The following is a 15352-nucleotide window of genomic DNA, read 5'->3' on the forward strand; positions in this document are numbered from 1 at the left end:
GACGTTAGTCCGCGGCCCACTCGCGATCGAGGATCGCGAAGTCGACCTCGGTGGACCACTCGCCCTTGAACCACTCGTTCTCGACCAGCACCGCCTCCTGGCGCATCCCGAGCTTGCGCAGGACGGCGGCCGAGGCCGGGTTGCGCTGGTCGATGCGTGCGGTGACCCGGTGGAGCCCGAGCCCGTGGACGGGATCGAAGGCGAACCGCAGCATCGGGGCGGCGGCCTCGGTGGCGATGCCCCGGCCGACGTGGTCGGGATGGACTACGTAGCCGATCTCGGCGTTGGTCTCGTCGCGCCACATGAGGAGGACGTCGCCGACCACAGCCCCCGTCTCACGCAGCACGATGGCCAGATCGAGCGCCTGGCCGGGGGCATCGATCGACGACCGGACGTGCTCCGGATCCGCGAGCCGCTCGGCGACCTCCTGCCGCGACTGCGGTTCGAACGGCACGTAGCGGCAGACCTCGGGCAGCGATCGATAGGCATGGATCGCGTCGACGTCGGTGATGGGGTCGATCGGGCGCAGCACCAACCGCTCGGTCTCGATCGGGTAGGTCGGCGCAAGGGCGCGCACACCGCTGCTCTCCATGGCCCAGACCCTAGCCATCCGCAGGCTCATCGTCGGCTCATCCGTAGGCTCGGACGGGTGAGGCCGATCCGGTACGCCGCCGTCGCCGCCGTCGCCGCCGTACTGCTGGCCGGCTGCGGGACGACGCCGTCGAGCACCCGGACTTCGCCCGGCGCACCCGGCACTCGGACGACCGCAGCCGAACCCGCGCCGGTGCCGTCGACCCCGATCGCCTCGCCCTCGACCACACCCACCACACCCGCCGCGACGCCCTCGTCGCAGCACCGCGAGGCGCACCCCGACCCGCGCTGGCGGTTCTACACCGCCGACGGGCACTGGTACTCCTCGCCGTGGTTCGCGGGCACGCACCGGATCATGATCGGGTTCGGCTGCAACGCCTCACCCTGGTACGACCACGACCCCGCCTGCCCCGGCACCGAGGGCTTCCACCACGGCATCGACGTCGCGATGCCCTGCGGCACGGTGCTGCGGGCGGGGCTGGCCGGGACGGTGCTCCCGCCCGACGCACCCGGCACGCCCGGCCCGGCCTACGGCGTCCACCCGTTCCGGATCCGGATCGAGGGTCCCGGCGGTCCACACGACGTGCTGATCGGCCATGCCCGCACCGTCTTCGTCCACCCCGGCGACCGGGTGGCGGTCGGTCAGCGAATCGCGCTGGCCTCCGACTCGGGCGCGCCCGACGGCTGTCACCTGCACTTCGAGGTGAGGCCGCCCGGCGGCGCCTATCGGACGGCCGTCGACCCGGCGCGCTGGCTGCGGCTGAGCCGGGCGTGAATCAGCGGTGCCGCCACAGCCCGAACGTGAGCCCGTCGGCAAGCGCCTCCCAGGATGCCTCGATGACGTTCTCGCCGACGCCGACCGTGACCCACGTGGTCTCCCCGTCGCTGGTCTCGATGAGCACCCGGGTCTTGGCGTCGGTGCCGTGGCCGTCGTCGAAGAGCCGGACCTTGTAGTCGATCAGCTCGAAGCGCTCCACCACCGGGTAGGCCTGCACGATCGCGGCGCGCAAGGCCTGGTCGAGCGCGTTGACCGGGCCGTTGCCCTCGCCGGTGACGACATAGCGGGTGCCCTCGGCGTGGATCTTGACGGTCGCCTCGGTCTGACCGGTGCCCTCGCTGATCACTCGCCACGACTCCACGTCGAAGTACGACGGCCGGGCACCCTCCACCTCCTCGAGCAGCAGCAGCTCGAAGGAGGCGTCGGCGGCCTCGAAGGTGTAGCCAGCGGCCTCGCGCTCCTTGACCCGGTCGGTGACTCGGGTGACCAGCTCGCGGTCGGAGAGGTCGTAGCCCAGTTCCTTGCCCTTGAGCTCGATGCTGGCCCGGCCCGCCATGTCGGAGACCAGCAGCCGCATGTCGTTGCCGACGTCGACGGGGTCCATGTGCTGGTAGAGGTCGGGGTCGACCTTGATCGCCGAGGCGTGCAGGCCGGCCTTGTGGGTGAACGCACTGGAGCCGACGTAGGGCTGTCGTGACGCCGGCGGCACATTGGTCACCTCGGCGACCGCGTGCGCGGTGCGGGTGGCCTCCTGCAGCAGGCCGTCGGGCAGCACCTGGCGGCCGACCTTGAGCTGCAGGTTGGCGACCACGGCGACAAGGTCGGCGTTGCCGGTGCGCTCGCCGTACCCGTTGATGCAGCCCTGCACGTGGCTGGCGCCGGCCTCGACCGCGGCCAGCGTGTTGGCCACCGCGCAGCCGGTGTCGTTGTGGCAGTGGATGCCCACCCGTACGCCGGTGGTGTCGACCACGTCGTGCACCACGTCGGCGATCCAGCCCGGCAGCATGCCGCCGTTGGTGTCACACAGCGCGACCACCTCGGCGCCCGCGTCGTACGCCGTGCGTAGCACCTCCAGGGCGTAGTCGCGGTTGGCGCGGTAGCCGTCGAAGAAGTGCTCGGCGTCGACGAAGACCTGCTGCCCCTCGGCGCGCAGGTGTGCGACCGTGTCGCGGATCATCGCAAGGTTCTCCTCGAGCGTGGTCCGCAACGCGAGGTCGACATGCCGGTCGTGGCTCTTGGCTACCAGCGTCACCACGCCGGCGCCGGACTCGCGCAGCGCGGCGACCAACGGGTCGTCGGCCGCCTTGCCGCCGGCGCGCCGGGTGGAGCCGAACGCCGCCAGCCGGGCGTGCTTGAGGTCGAGCTCCTTGGCGGCACGGGCGAAGAACTCGGTGTCCTTCGGGTTGGCGCCCGGCCAGCCGCCCTCGATGAACCCCACGCCGAGGCCGTCGAGCTGGCGCGCGATCGCCAGCTTGTCCCCCACCGAGAGGTTGAGCCCCTCCTGCTGCGCGCCGTCGCGCAGGGTGGTGTCGTAGACGTGGAACGCGCCCTGCAGGTCCATCTTCTTCACTCGTCTCGTGGTCGGGATCGGGCAACAAAAAAACCTCTCGGGATACGAGAGGTCGGCGCGCTGAGGTGCTCAGCGCGCTAGCGAATGATGATCAGGGAGATCGTCACGGGCTCATCCTGCCACGACGCCCGGCTCCGCGTCAGACGTCTCTCATCATCCGGGCGGTTCTCGACGGGGGCCAGCTCAACCCGGCCCGCTCAACCCGGCCCGCTCAACCCAGCCCGCTCAGCGGTGGACCGCCCGCCGGGGTCCAGTAGACACCCCCGTGCAGCCGCACGCCGAGGTACGCCGCGATGCCGGCGAGCACGAGCAGGGCGACGCACCACCGCCTGCCGGTGCGCGCCGCCGGCCGCAGCAGCGCGCCGACCGGACCGCGCACCCGGCTCCCGCCCGGGCCGCAGGCCAGCATCACCGCGAAGGTGAGGCCGCAGGCGAGCAGGGTCACCGTCGTGCCGGCGGCGACCGCGTAGCACAGCAGCCCGGCCGCGACCGCGAGACCGCCGGCCCACAGCACCAGCACGACGGTGCTCGGCAGCGACCTGACCAGGTGCCAGGGCGTGCCGACCACCAGCCGAGGGCCGTCGTACCAGCGCGCCCCGCGCAGCTCGCGGCGCTCGCCGTGCACCGAACCGGCCAGCGAGAGCCCGCGCAGCAGCGCGACCAGCACCAGGACGACGGCGCCGGTCGACCACGGGAACGCCGCGAAGCCGACCCCGACCAGCGTCGCCAGGCCGGCCGCGAGCACGAACCGCCGCGCCCGCTCTCCGGCAGTGCTGCCCGCCGGCACCTCGTCGAGACCCTCGGGCTCCTGAAGCGTGGCGTCCTCGGACTCGAGGATGGTGAGCGTCCGGGGCGCCCCCGCGGCCTCCGGCACGTCCGGACGAGGCGGCGGGCGCTCCGCCGTACGCCCCGGGAGCGGGCGGCCCGGATGACGCAGCCAGGCCCGGAGCTCGGTCACCGTGGGCCGCAGCGCCGGGTCCGGGGAAAGCGCGGCGTCGAGGACCCGACGCAGATCCGGCTCGATGCCGGCAAGGTCGTGCTCGCCGCGGCGGGCGCGGTCCATGATCGCCGCCGAGGGGCCCTTGCCGTACGGCGGCCGGCCGGTGGCGGCGAAGGCCACGGTGGCGGCCCAGGAATGGACGTCGGAGGCGGGCGTGGCGTCGTCGCCCCGCAGGATCTCCGGCGGGAGATAGCCCGGGGTGCCGAGCAGCCAGCCGGTGTGGGTGATCCGAGGGTCGTCGGCGACCCGGGCCAGCCCGAAGTCGATCAGCACCGGCGTGCGGCCCTCCATGATCACGTTGGACGGCTTGACGTCGCGATGCAGCACGCCGCCCTCGTGGACCGCGGCCACCGCGTCGAGCAGACATCGGGCCAGCCAGTGCAGGTCTCGCCCCCGCACCGGGCCCTCCTCGGCCACCTCGTCGTGCAGTGAGCGGCCGGGCACGTAGCGCATCACCACGTACGGCACCGGCCCCCACGGGTCGGCGTCGACGATCTCGGCCACCCAGCGGCTGTGCACCCGGCGCAGCGACGAGACCTCGCGGGCCAGCCGACGCCGGCCCTCCTCGTCGCCGACGATCTGCGGTCGCAGGATCTTCAGCGCGACCCGGTCGCCGGTGACCTCGTTGCGAGCGAGGTGGACCACGCCCATGCCGCCCTCCCCCAGGACGCCGAGGAGGGTGTAGTCGCCGACGGTCCGAGACGCGGCAGCGCTCACGTCAGCCCGGCTCAGACGATCCGGTGCATCCAGCCGAACGTGTCTTCGGCGCGGCCGAACTGGATGTCGACGAGCGTCTTGCGCAGCCCGGTGGTGACCGGACCGGCCTCGGTCTTGACCGAGCCGCCCTCCCAGACCAGCTCGCCCACCGGGGTCACGACCGCGGCGGTGCCGCAGGCGAAGACCTCGCTGATCTCACCGGACGCCACGCCCGCGCGCCACTCGTCGATCGCGACCCGGCGCTCCTCGACCTTGAGGCCCTGCTTGGCGGCCAGCTCGAGGATCGAGGCGCGGGTGATGCCCTCCAGGATCGTGCCGGTCTCCGGGGTCACCAGGCGGCCGTCGGCGTACACGAAGAAGATGTTCATGCCGCCGAGCTCCTCGATGTACTTGCCCTCCGAGGCGTCGAGGAAGACCACCTGGTCACAGCCCTGGGCGTAGGCCTCGTCCTGGGCGGCCAGCGAGGCGGCGTAGTTGCCGCCGGTCTTGGCCGCGCCCATGCCGCCGCGGCCGGCGCGGGTGTAGTGCTCCGAGAGCCACAGCCGGACCGGCTTCACCCCGCCCTTGAAGTAGGCACCGGCCGGCGAGGCGATCACCATGAACGTCACGTGGTGCGCCGAGCGCACCCCGAGGAACGTCTCCGAGGCGAACATGAACGGCCGCAGGTAGAGCGACTTCTCCTCACCCTCCGCCGACGCCGGAACCCAGCGCTGGTCGACCTTCACCAGTGCGTCGACGGCCGCCACGAAGTCCTCGACCGACAGCTCCGGGAAGGCCAGCCGCTTGGAGGACCGCGCCATCCGGGCGGCGTTCGCCTCGGGGCGGAAGGTCCAGACCGAGCCGTCCGCGTGCCGGTATGCCTTCATCCCCTCGAAGGTCTCCTGCGCGTAGTGCAGCACCGCCGTCGCCGGGTCGAGCGAGATCGGGCCGTAGGGCTCGATCCGGGCGTTGTGCCAGCCGGTGTCGGGGGTCCACTCCACGGTGACCATGTGGTCGGTGAAGTACGTGCCGAAGCCGGGGTCGGCCAGGATCTCGGCGAGACGCTCGTCGTTGACCTGGTTCGTCGAGAGGGTGGTGCTGAACTCCATGTGGTGAGTCTCTCAGATGAGGGCGGCGACGGCGTCCCCCACCTCGGCCGTGGTGCGCGGCTGCGTGCCGCGGGTCGACAGATCCTTGAGGACAGCGGTGTCGATCGCGGCGGCGGCCTCGGCGTACCCGAGGTGGTCGAGAAGGAGGGACGCGGACAGGATCGCCGCGGTGGGGTCGGCCTTCTGCTGGCCGGCGATGTCGGGCGCCGAGCCGTGCACCGGCTCGAACATGGACGGCGTGGTCTTGTCCGGGTTCACGTTGCCGGAGGCGGCCAGGCCGATGCCGCCGGTGATCGCGGCGGCGAGGTCGGTGATGATGTCGCCGAACAGGTTGTCGGTGACGATCACGTCGAAGCGGCTCGGGTCGGTGGTCAGGTAGATCATCACCGCGTCGATGTGGGAGTAGTCGACCGTGACGTCGGGGAACTCCCGGGCGACCTCCTGCACCAGACGCCACCACACCGAGCCGGCGTTGACCAAGACGTTGGTCTTGTGGACCAGGGTGAGCTTCTTGCGCGGCCGGGCCTGCGCCTTGGCGAAGGCGTAGCGGATGACCCGCTCGGCTCCGAAGGCGGTGTTGACCGAGACCTCGGTGGCGATCTCGTGCGGCGTGCCGACGCGCAGGGCGCCACCGTTGCCGGTGTAGGAGCCCTCGGTCCCCTCGCGCACCACGACGAAGTCGATGTCGCCCTGGCCGAGCACCGCCTCCGACAGCGGGGACGTCGCGCCCGGGAAGAGTCGGCTGGGACGCAGGTTGACGTAGTGGTCGAGCTCGAAGCGGAGCTTGAGCAGCAGACCGCGCTCGAGGATGCCCGGGGGCAGGTTCGGGTCGTTCGGCTTGCCGCCGACCGCGCCGAGCAGGATCGCGTCGTGCTGCCGGATCTCGGCGAGCACCGACTCGGGCAGCACCTCGCCGGTGCGCAGGTAACGCTCCGCGCCCAGGTCGTAGGGGGTCTGCTCGAACGTCACCGGGGAGGCCGCCTGGAGCACCTTGAGGGCCTCCGCGGTCACCTCCGGTCCGATGCCGTCGCCGGGGATCACTGCGAGCTTGAGGCTGGTCATGGGCCAGAGACTAGTTGTCGTCCGGCCGCTCGCCGTGCTCCGCCCGGATGTCGAGCGCGACCTGGGTCGCCTCGAGGCTGTGCGGGTTCTCCGGGTTGTGGCTCGCGGGCCCCCACTCGGGATGGTTCGCGTACATGACGGCATTCCTTCTTCTCGATCCAGCAGATGAGGTGAGAAGCCGGGGAACCGCTGGGAGCGGAGGGCCACCGCGACGGGGTGGCCTCTCGATCAGCGAACGCTGGAAGCCCCGTCGCGGCACTCGGCTACGAGTGCTACGACGAGCTGGGTAATGGCCAGGGCGTTACGCATGATGGGAAGAGGGTACGACGACAGGCGGGCGCGCGGAAGCGTTTCGCCCAGGATGTCGCCGGTGTCAACGCCGGCAGGTGATGGGAGACTCTTGATCTTGTGAGCGCACCGCCAGAGCTGCCCGACATCGTCACCCGTGCCTTCGACGTCTCCCGTCGCGCGGGCTACGTGTCGTTCTGCCGCAACGAGACCGGCCGGCTGCTGGCGGCGCTGGCCGCCACCCGCGGCGGAACCATGGCCGAGTTCGGCACCGGGTGCGGCGTCGGCACCGCGTGGCTGCGCTCCGGCGTACGCGGCACCTCGGCGCGGATCGTCAGCGCCGAGCTGGACGCCGACCTCGCCCACGCGGCCGCGGAGATCTTCGCCGACGACGCCCAGGTCGAGGTGCTGGCCGTGGATTGGGCGACGCTGCGCGACCGCGCTCCGTTCTCCCTGTTGTTCCTGGACGCCGAGATGCCCGGCGACATCGGCGTGGACAACATCGTCGAGCTGATCGAGGAGGGCGGCATCGTCGTGCTCGACGACTTCGTGCCCTGCGAGCAGTGGCCGCCGCTGGCCTACGGCCGGGTGGACACGCTGCGCGAGCAGTGGCTGACCGACGAGCGGTTCACCACCGTCGAGGTGATGGTCGCCACCGACGCGTCGGTGCTCATCGCCACCAAGCGCTGAGCACCGACGCGATCACGGCAGTCAGGAGAACAGCGCCTCGCCGATGTAGTGCCCCTTGGCCGGCGCCGGCGGCACGGCGAAGATCGCCGATCCGATGTGCGAGATGTACTCGTTGAGCAGGTCCGAGCTGCCCAGTTTGGTCTGCAGCTGGATGAAGTGCGCCGGGTCGTTCATGTAGGCGATGAACAGCAGACCCGCGTCGAGCTGGCCGTACTGGTTGATCCCGTCGGTGTAGTTGTAGCTGCGCCGCAGGATCCGTACGCCGTTGTTGTTCTCGTGCGCGGCCAGGGCCACGTGCGACTTCGGGTCGATGACCGGCTTGCCACCGGAGGTGCGGTGGAAGTCGGGAGTGTCGAACTCCTTGGTGCCGGTCAGCGGCGCGCCCTCGGCCTTGGTGCGGGCGAAGATGCGCTCCTGGTCCGAGACCCGGTCGGCGTCCCAGATCTCGATGTTCATCTCGATCTTGCGGGCTACCTGGTAGGTGCCGCCGGTCATCCAGTCGACGTCCCCGGCGGAGTCCTTGACCCAGACGAAGGAGTCCATGTCCTCGGGCTCCTTGATGTTGCGGGTGCCGTCCTTGAAGCCGAGCAGGTTGCGCGGGGTCGCCTGGCCCTTGCCGGCCGAGGCCCGGCCGAAGCCGAGCACCGTCCAGCGGGTGTCGACGACGCCCCGGCCCATCCGGGCCAGGTCGCGGATCGCGTGGTAGGCGACCTGCGGGTCGTCGGCGCACGCCTGCAGCGACAGGTCGCCGCCGGTCAGTGCCGGCTGCAGCGCGTCGCTGGGCAGCTTCGGCAGGTCGGCGAGCAGCGCCGGCTTCTTGTCCGCCAGCCCGAACCGGTCGTCGAAGACGCCCGGGCCCAGGCCGAGCGTGACGGTCAGCGCGGACGGGCTCAGGTTGTAGGCCTCCCCCGTGTCCGCGGCCACCGCGGCGTCGCCCTTCGGCTGCACCGCGCCGACCGGCAGCCCCGCCATCAGCTGGGCGATCCCGGCCGACCAGCGGGCCAGCAGCACCTGCAGGTCCTGCTTGCTGGTGGTGGTCAGGTCGAAGGTCATGTAGACCACGTGCCGCTGCGGCTCGGTGGCGATGCCGGCCTGGTGGCTGCCGGTGTAGAACTCGTGCGCGACGGTGAGGTCGACGAGGTCCCCGGTGTCGGTGGCCGGCGCTCCGGACTCGTCCGCGCTGGCCCGGCCCCCCAGGAAGCCGGCCCCCACCGCCACGGCCGCGCCCGCGCCGACGCCGGCGCCCTGGATCAGGCGCCGGCGCGAGAAGGCCGTCGTACTGCTGGTGCTCATCAGGCGGTGGCGACCTTCTCCGCGAGGTGGGCCAGGGCGTCCTGCAGCGCCTGCACGGTCTGGCTCAGCTTGTTGGCGTCCGAGGCCTTGAGCGCGGCGGTGTAGCGCTGGTAGCCGCCGATCTGTGCCGGGTCGCGGTAGCCGTCGAGCATCTTGTTCACCGCGTCGAAGCGCTGCGCGATGGTGTCGGTCATCGCGGAGTCGATCTCGGTCAGACCCGGCTTGAGGTAGGCGAACGCCTGCTGGGCGCCCTCGACGTTGGCGGCGAAGTCGACCAGGTCGATGTGACTGTAGTTCTCCTCCTCGCCGCTGATCTTGTTCTTCTGGACCTCCTCGAGCAGGCCCGCGGCGCCGTTGGCGAGGTCCTCGGGCTTGTAGGTCAGCGAGGTGGACAGCTGAGCGAGCTTCTGCACGTTCGTGGTCAGCTCGGCGGCCAGCTTCTTGGTCTTGGCGGTGATCTTCTGACCCTGGAACAGGTCGCGCTCGACGGCGTGGAAGCCGTGCCAGCCCACCGCCGGGTCGAGGTTCGAGGCGCGCATGTCGATCAGGTAGTCGAGGTTGCCGTGGTTGTCGGTCGGCTTGTAGCCGGGCAGCACGAAGCCCTCGACGTCGGACTCGATCTTCTCGTAGAACGGCCGCGCCACGCCGTACTGCTTCTGCGCGGCCTGGAGATCGCCGGAGTCGATGTCCTGCTGCAGCTTCTGGACGGCGGTGACCATCGCGTCGACCTGCGTTGTCACGTACTTGCCGTAGCCGACCGTGCCCTGCTGCAGCAGGTCGGCGGCAGTGCCGGTCGGGCTCGCCGCAGCCTTGCCGGTGACGGTGAACGGCACCATCTCGTCGCTCGCGCCCGGGCAGTAGATCTGGTAGTCGCCGCCGCCCAGGGTCAGGGTCAGGGAGACCGGCGCCAGGCCGGGGGCGAGGTTCTCCTTCTCGCCGACGATCTTCTGGTCCTGCAGCAACTCGACCTCGCTGACGCCGGTCGCGCTCTGGTTGGCGATGGTGAACGTGATCGGTCCGGCGGGTACCGACTTGGTGTCGACTCCGCAGGTGTCGCCGTTCGCGCCCGAGGTGAGGGTGACCTTGACCTGGGTCACGCCGCCCTTGGCGGCGGCGCTGGTGTCGCCACCGGCCGCCTTGGTGCTGTTGTCGTCGCTGCCGCTGCCGCAGGCTGCCAGGGTGGCCAGCGAGACGGCGGAGACGAGGGCGACGGCGACCTTACGCGAGGCTGTCGACATGGGCGGTGCTGCCTTTCGTTTCGGGAGCCTGCTGCACCGGGAGCGATGCACGGCGTGAGTAGCGTCGGTAGGCCTGCCCGAGCAGGAGAAGTGCGGTGGCGAACAGTGCGACCGGGACCCAGCGGCTCCACATCAACCGGTCGTGGGCGGTCGCCCGGGCCTGGGCGATGTCGGCCCGGCTCGCGGCGGCATGGGCCGGATCCACCCGCCACGTCGGGGCGCCGACACTGAGCACCCGCGGCGACGTCAGCCCGCCGCCGCTGAGGGTGAGCACCAGCTTGCCGCCCGCCTGGGCGTCGACCAGGCCGGCGCCGTACGTCGTGGCGGTGACGGCCGTGCGGTCGGACCAGGTCGCCTGGAACGGCCCGGTTGCCGTGTGGACGTCGATGCCGACCGGGATGCGGTTTCCGGTGTAGCCGAGCAGGTCGGTCAGGCTCAGCGACGCCGGCAGTCTGCCCGCGGCGTGCGCGGCACTCCAGTGCTCGCCGCCGCCGGTGAGGGTGACGCGTCGGCCGCCCTCGGTCAGGGTGGCGGTGTGCCCGTGCACGGCGATGGTGGCGGTGCCGCCGCCCTCGACCGGCGCCGAGGCAGCAACCGTCGCCGTCGGGGAGGGTACGGCGACGAGCAGCACCACGCCGCCCACCAGCGCGGCCACGGCACCGGCGACCCGCAGGCGCTGCGCGAGCGTCTGACCCGGACGTAGCCGCGCCGGCAGGAACGTGACCAGCAGCAGCGGGACGAGGTAGGCCAGCCAGGCCACGGCCTCGATGACGCGCGGATCGCGCGGGATGCCCAACACGCCACTGATCAGGGCGGAGCGGATCGAGCCGTTCGGGGCCAGCCAGGACAGGTCGACGGTGCGGCCCTGGCCGACGGTCACCCAGCCGGCCTCGTGGCCGGTGCGGAACGCGTTGAGCACCAGGCCGGCGGCGACCAGGATCAGGAAGAAGCCGGTGATGGAGAAGAAGCGCTGCAGGTTGAGCCGCACGCCACCGCGGTAGATGCCCCAGCCGAGGCCGATCGCGACCACGATGCCGGCGAACGCGCCGAAGACCGCGGCCGGCGCGCTGCTGGCGCTCTGGAACGTGGCGAGCAGGAACACCGCCGTCTCGAAGCCCTCGCGCAGCACCGCCAGGAACGCCATCACCGCCAGCGCGGTGGTGGTGCCGCTCTTGAGCGCGTCGGCGGCGGCGGACTCCAGGTCGCGCTTCATGAACCGCGCATGCGTGCGCATCCAGAAGACCATGCCGGTCACGAAGAAGACCGCGACCAGGCCGATGACCGTCTCCATGCCCTCCTGCTTGGCCTGCGGGAGGCTCTGCTCGACCAGCCGGAGCACGACGCCGACGGCGAGGCTGATCCCCACGCCGGCGCCGACACCGATCCACAGCCCGCGCAGGCTGGCGCCGTTGCGACGCAGGAAGGTGGCGATGATCGAGACGATCAGCGCCGCTTCCAGGCCCTCTCGGAGGCCGATCACGAAGGTAGGCAGCACGGGCTTCTGCGATTCGGGTCGAGGGGCGGTCGGCCCCGGCGGTCTCGGTCTTAGGGGAGACTACCTTAGGTAAGGCTTACCGACTAGACCGGGGCCGGAATTAGTTGCGGAAGTCGTTCCCTAATTCGGCCCCCGCCTCTCTGTGCGCCAGGCATGCGTTCACTGGGCTCAGGCTGTGAATCCTGGGCGGCGGATGAGGCGGCGTTAGCGCGTTTTCCCAGGTCAGGGCGGTTTCGGGCCAACTCCGGTATCCCGTTCCGGTTTGCGCAAACCACCTGCCTGTGGTGGGTTGGAACGGCTTTTTTCCTGACCGAAGCGTCACAACGGCGTAAACCAATGGACGACCGAGGGGGCCGCGTGCCGGCAATCCAAGCGCACCATCTCTACAAGATCTTCGGCCGCAGACCACGCGAGGGCGTGACCCTCCTCCAAGCCGGCCAGAGCAGGGAGACGGTCGCTCGGGCCGGCCTCACCCCGGCGGTGATCGATGCGTCGTTCGCCGTCGAGGAGGGCGAGATCTTCGTCGTGATGGGCCTCTCCGGATCGGGCAAGTCGACCCTGATCCGGATGATGAACGGGCTCTACGAGCCCACCGCCGGCGCCGTCGAGGTGTACGGCGAGAACCTCACCACGGCGTCCAGGCGCGACCTGCGCCGGATCCGGCGCGAGCGGATCAGCATGGTCTTCCAGCACTTCGCGCTCTTCCCGCACCGCACCGTCCTCGACAACGCCGCCTATGGCCTCGAGACCCGTGGGGTGAGCAAGGCCGAGCGCCGGACCAGAGCTCACGACGCACTGGAGCTGTGCGGGCTCAAGGGCTGGGACTACCACCGACCCGACGAGCTCTCCGGCGGCATGCGCCAGCGCGTCGGACTCGCCCGTGCCCTCGCGGCCGACACCGACATCCTGCTCATGGACGAGGCGTTCAGCGCCCTGGACCCACTGATCCGGCGCGACATGCAGGACCAGCTCATCGAGCTCCAGCACCAGCTCGGCAAGACGATCCTGTTCATCACCCACGACCTCAACGAGGCGATGCGGCTCGGCGACCGGATCGCGATGATGCGCAACGGCCAGATCGTCCAGATCGGCACGGCCGAGGAGATCCTCACCGATCCAGCGAACGACTACGTCGCCCAGTTCGTCGCCGACGTCGACCGGACGCGCGTGCTGACCGCGTCCTCGATCATGGAGAAGCCGGTCGCCGTCCTCGGCGGCGAGCAGGGCCCGCGGGCCGCGCACCGGCTGATGCGCGAACAGCAGCAGAAGGGCCTGTACGTCGTGGGCCGCGACCGCCGACTGCTCGGCTACGTGACCGAGGAGGACATCAGCGCCGGCCTCGACCGGGCCCGCCTCGACGGCCTGCTGCGCACCGCCGGCACCACGGTGCGGGCACAGACGCCGGTGGCGGAGCTGTTCGGCCCGGCCGCCGTGACGCAACTGCCGCTGCCCGTGCTCGACGACCAGGACCGGCTGATCGGAGTGATCCCCCGGGTGACGCTGCTGTCCGCGATGAGCGAGCAGGCCGGGACGGCCGATCCCGCCGCTGTCACCGAGCTCACCGAGGAGGCGGCGCATGTCTGAACTCACTCCGCTGAACCTGGTGCCCCGGATCCGCCTCGGCAACGCCGTCGACGACGTCGTCACCTGGCTGCAGGACCACTGCTCGGGCTTCTTCGACGCGATCTCGCATGCGATCAACTCGACGGTGGACTGGCTGGCCGGCGAGCTGCTGAGCCTGCCGATCATCGCCGTGGTCGTCGTGCTGACGCTGATCGCGCTGCTCGCCCGCGGCTGGCAGACCGCCGTGCTCGCCGCCGTCGGCTTCCTGCTGATCGACGGCTTCGACCAGTGGTCGAACGCGATGCAGACCCTGGCGCTGATCGTGGTGGCCGGGCTGATCGCCGTCCTCCTCTCGGTGCCGCTGGGGATCCTGGCGGCGAAGTCGCGGATCGCGTCCCTGGTGATCCGGCCCGCGCTGGACTTCATGCAGACGCTGCCGGCGTTCGTCTACCTGCTGCCCACGCTGTTCCTCTTCGGCCTGGGCTACGCCACCGCGACGCTGGCCACCATCGTCTTCGCCATGCCGCCAGGCGTCAGGCTGACCGAGCTGGGCATCCGGCAGGTCGACGCGGAGACGGTGGAGGCGGGACACGCCTTCGGCGCCACGCCGGGTCGGATCCTGCGCGGAGTCCAGATCCCGCTCGCGATGCCGACGATCATGGCCGGCGTCAACCAGGTGATCATGCTGGCCCTGTCCATGGTCGTCATCGGCGGCATGGTCGGCGCGGAGGGGCTCGGCGGCTCGGTGGTCCAGGCGTTGTCGACGCTCGACATCCCGCTGGGCGCCGAGGCCGGCGTGTCGGTGGTGATCCTGGCCATCTACCTCGACCGGGTCACGGCCGGCCTCGGCGGCCAGACCGAGTCCGGCCTGGCCCGGATACGCCGGCTGGTCCGCCGCTCCCGGCTGGCGGCCGCGACCGCCTGACCCCACGGCGACGCCCCGGAGCAGCCGCTCCCGGGGCGCGCCCTCCCCTGCCCCCACGCACTCGGGAACGGATCGACCAAGAGATGAAACGAGAAGGAGTGAGGATGAAGCGCCTGAAGATGGCGTCCGCCGTGCTGGCGGCCGCTGCCCTGCTGCTCGCCGCCACCGGCTGCGACAGCGGCGACAGCGAGACCGCCGGTGACAGCGGACAGTCCAGCAGCGGCGGCAAGCAGATCACCATCGGCTACATCAACTGGGACGAGGACGTCGCGGTCACGCACCTGTGGCGGAAGGTCCTCCAGGACCGGGGCTACGACGTCAAGATCCAGCAGGTCGGCGACGCCGGGCCCACCTACATCGGCCTGTCGAAGGGCGATATCGACCTGTTCTTCGACGGCTGGCTCCCCGCCACGCACGCGACGTACTGGAAGCAGTACGGCGCGCAGCTGACCGACGTCGCCACCTGGTACGACAGCGCGCCGCTGACCATCGCGGTGCCGAACTACGTCACCGACGTGAAGTCGCTGGCCGACCTGAAGAGTCACGCCAGCGAGTTCGACAGCACCATCACCGGCATCGAGCCGGGCGCCGGCGAGACCGGCGTGGTCAAGAAGATGATGAAGGCCTACGGCCTCTCCGACTGGAAGCTGCAGACGTCCTCGACGTCCGGCATGCTCTCCGCCCTGGAGAAGGCAACCAAGGCCAAGAAGCCGATCGTCGTCGACCTGTGGCGGCCGCACTGGGCCTACACCGCCTACCCCATCCACGACCTGACGGACCCCAAGGGTGCGATGGGCAAGCCCGACGGCATCCACGCCATCGGCACCGGCAGCTTCGCGACCGACTTCCCCGAGGTCGACGCGATGGTGAAGAAGTTCCACATGAGCGACGACCAGCTCGGCTCGCTGGAGCAGGACGTCCTGGTCGAGAACAAGGAGAACCCCGACAAGGGCGTCGCGACCTGGCTCGCGGCCAACCCGGACTTCGAGAAGTCACTGGCCTGACCCGGCCCCACGAGCGAGCCGGCGCCACCCCTCACGCAGGGATGGCGCCG

Annotated in this window: 14 protein-coding genes; 5 read left to right on the forward strand and 9 right to left on the reverse strand. The window is 70.9% G+C overall.

Annotation, left to right across the window (positions count from 1 at the left end; genetic code table 11):
* Positions 1 to 4 precede the first annotated feature (4 nt).
* Positions 5 to 592 (reverse strand): GNAT family N-acetyltransferase, encoded by a 588-nt coding sequence (locus VHA72_RS01300; protein WP_325572633.1) that lies wholly within the window; start codon positions 590 to 592, stop codon positions 5 to 7.
* A gap of 57 nt (positions 593 to 649) precedes the next feature.
* On the opposite strand from VHA72_RS01300, the gene VHA72_RS01305 reads away from it, so the two are divergent.
* The gene (locus VHA72_RS01305) at positions 650 to 1366 is read left to right on the forward strand and encodes a M23 family metallopeptidase (RefSeq protein ID WP_325572634.1); all 717 of its coding nucleotides are present in this window, start codon (positions 650 to 652) and stop codon (positions 1364 to 1366) included.
* 1 nt (position 1367) lies between these two features.
* Here VHA72_RS01305 and cimA read toward each other — a convergent pair whose 3' ends face one another.
* The 5 genes from cimA to VHA72_RS01330 all read right to left on the reverse strand — a co-directional run bounded on the left by cimA (position 1368) and on the right by VHA72_RS01330 (position 6942).
* Positions 1368 to 2930, reverse strand: a complete 1563-nt coding sequence (gene cimA / locus VHA72_RS01310; protein WP_325572670.1) for a citramalate synthase — start codon at positions 2928 to 2930, stop codon at positions 1368 to 1370.
* A 220-nt stretch (positions 2931 to 3150) separates the two neighbouring features.
* Complete coding sequence (locus tag VHA72_RS01315; RefSeq protein ID WP_325572635.1) at positions 3151 to 4656, reverse strand: serine/threonine-protein kinase; 1506 nt, start codon at positions 4654 to 4656, stop codon at positions 3151 to 3153.
* Between the two features lie 11 nt (positions 4657 to 4667).
* Positions 4668 to 5744 (reverse strand): branched-chain amino acid aminotransferase, encoded by a 1077-nt coding sequence (locus VHA72_RS01320; RefSeq protein ID WP_325572636.1) that lies wholly within the window; start codon positions 5742 to 5744, stop codon positions 4668 to 4670.
* A 12-nt stretch (positions 5745 to 5756) separates the two neighbouring features.
* On the reverse strand, positions 5757 to 6806 hold the full coding sequence (locus VHA72_RS01325) for a 3-isopropylmalate dehydrogenase (protein ID WP_325572637.1): 1050 nt from the start codon (positions 6804 to 6806) through the stop codon (positions 5757 to 5759).
* Between the two features lie 10 nt (positions 6807 to 6816).
* On the reverse strand, positions 6817 to 6942 hold the full coding sequence (locus VHA72_RS01330; RefSeq protein ID WP_325572638.1) for a hypothetical protein: 126 nt from the start codon (positions 6940 to 6942) through the stop codon (positions 6817 to 6819).
* A gap of 272 nt (positions 6943 to 7214) precedes the next feature.
* On the opposite strand from VHA72_RS01330, the gene VHA72_RS01335 reads away from it, so the two are divergent.
* A complete protein-coding gene (locus VHA72_RS01335; RefSeq protein ID WP_325572639.1) occupies positions 7215 to 7784 on the forward strand; it encodes an O-methyltransferase in 570 nt (189 codons plus the stop codon).
* Between the two features lie 21 nt (positions 7785 to 7805).
* Here the strand turns inward: VHA72_RS01335 and efeB are convergent, their stop codons facing one another.
* From efeB to efeU, 3 genes are read right to left on the reverse strand one after another with little or no spacing between them, the layout of a single operon-like run.
* Complete coding sequence (efeB, locus tag VHA72_RS01340; protein ID WP_325572640.1) at positions 7806 to 9077, reverse strand: iron uptake transporter deferrochelatase/peroxidase subunit; 1272 nt, start codon at positions 9075 to 9077, stop codon at positions 7806 to 7808.
* Entirely contained in the window at positions 9077 to 10315 is a 1239-nt protein-coding gene (gene efeO, locus VHA72_RS01345; protein ID WP_325572641.1) for an iron uptake system protein EfeO, read from the reverse strand. Before efeO ends, efeB begins: the two co-directional genes overlap by 1 nt.
* Positions 10296 to 11795 carry an iron uptake transporter permease EfeU gene (gene efeU, locus VHA72_RS01350; protein ID WP_325572642.1) on the reverse strand — a complete coding sequence of 500 codons (1500 nt, stop codon included), beginning with the start codon at positions 11793 to 11795 and terminating at the stop codon, positions 10296 to 10298. Before efeU ends, efeO begins: the two co-directional genes overlap by 20 nt.
* A gap of 372 nt (positions 11796 to 12167) precedes the next feature.
* Between efeU and VHA72_RS01355 the strand changes: the two genes are divergently transcribed.
* The 3 genes from VHA72_RS01355 (at position 12168) to VHA72_RS01365 (ending at position 15302) form a co-directional block, all read left to right on the forward strand.
* The gene (locus VHA72_RS01355; RefSeq protein WP_325572643.1) at positions 12168 to 13394 is read left to right on the forward strand and encodes a quaternary amine ABC transporter ATP-binding protein; all 1227 of its coding nucleotides are present in this window, start codon (positions 12168 to 12170) and stop codon (positions 13392 to 13394) included.
* Complete coding sequence (locus VHA72_RS01360) at positions 13387 to 14298, forward strand: ABC transporter permease (protein ID WP_325572644.1); 912 nt, start codon at positions 13387 to 13389, stop codon at positions 14296 to 14298. Before VHA72_RS01355 ends, VHA72_RS01360 begins: the two co-directional genes overlap by 8 nt.
* Before the next feature lie 104 nt (positions 14299 to 14402).
* A complete protein-coding gene (locus tag VHA72_RS01365; RefSeq protein WP_325572645.1) occupies positions 14403 to 15302 on the forward strand; it encodes a glycine betaine ABC transporter substrate-binding protein in 900 nt (299 codons plus the stop codon).
* Positions 15303 to 15352 lie beyond the last annotated feature (50 nt).

This window comes from Nocardioides sp., from assembly GCF_035547795.1.
In the GTDB taxonomy this organism is placed as follows: domain Bacteria; phylum Actinomycetota; class Actinomycetes; order Propionibacteriales; family Nocardioidaceae; genus Nocardioides.

What these genes read in the sequence shown, in the direction of transcription:
- VHA72_RS01300 (WP_325572633.1), bottom strand. Translation starts at nt 592, where the DNA reads ATGGAGAGCAGCGGTGTGCGCGCCCTTGCGCCGACCTACCCGATCGAG.
- cimA (WP_325572670.1), bottom strand. Translation starts at nt 2,930, where the DNA reads ATGGACCTGCAGGGCGCGTTCCACGTCTACGACACCACCCTGCGCGAC.
- VHA72_RS01320 (WP_325572636.1), bottom strand. Translation starts at nt 5,744, where the DNA reads ATGGAGTTCAGCACCACCCTCTCGACGAACCAGGTCAACGACGAGCGT.
- VHA72_RS01325 (WP_325572637.1), bottom strand. Translation starts at nt 6,806, where the DNA reads ATGACCAGCCTCAAGCTCGCAGTGATCCCCGGCGACGGCATCGGACCG.
- VHA72_RS01330 (WP_325572638.1), bottom strand. Translation starts at nt 6,942, where the DNA reads ATGTACGCGAACCATCCCGAGTGGGGGCCCGCGAGCCACAACCCGGAG.
- efeB (WP_325572640.1), bottom strand. Translation starts at nt 9,077, where the DNA reads ATGAGCACCAGCAGTACGACGGCCTTCTCGCGCCGGCGCCTGATCCAG.
- efeO (WP_325572641.1), bottom strand. Translation starts at nt 10,315, where the DNA reads ATGTCGACAGCCTCGCGTAAGGTCGCCGTCGCCCTCGTCTCCGCCGTC.
- VHA72_RS01360 (WP_325572644.1), top strand. Translation starts at nt 13,387, where the DNA reads ATGTCTGAACTCACTCCGCTGAACCTGGTGCCCCGGATCCGCCTCGGC.
- VHA72_RS01365 (WP_325572645.1), top strand. Translation starts at nt 14,403, where the DNA reads ATGAAGCGCCTGAAGATGGCGTCCGCCGTGCTGGCGGCCGCTGCCCTG.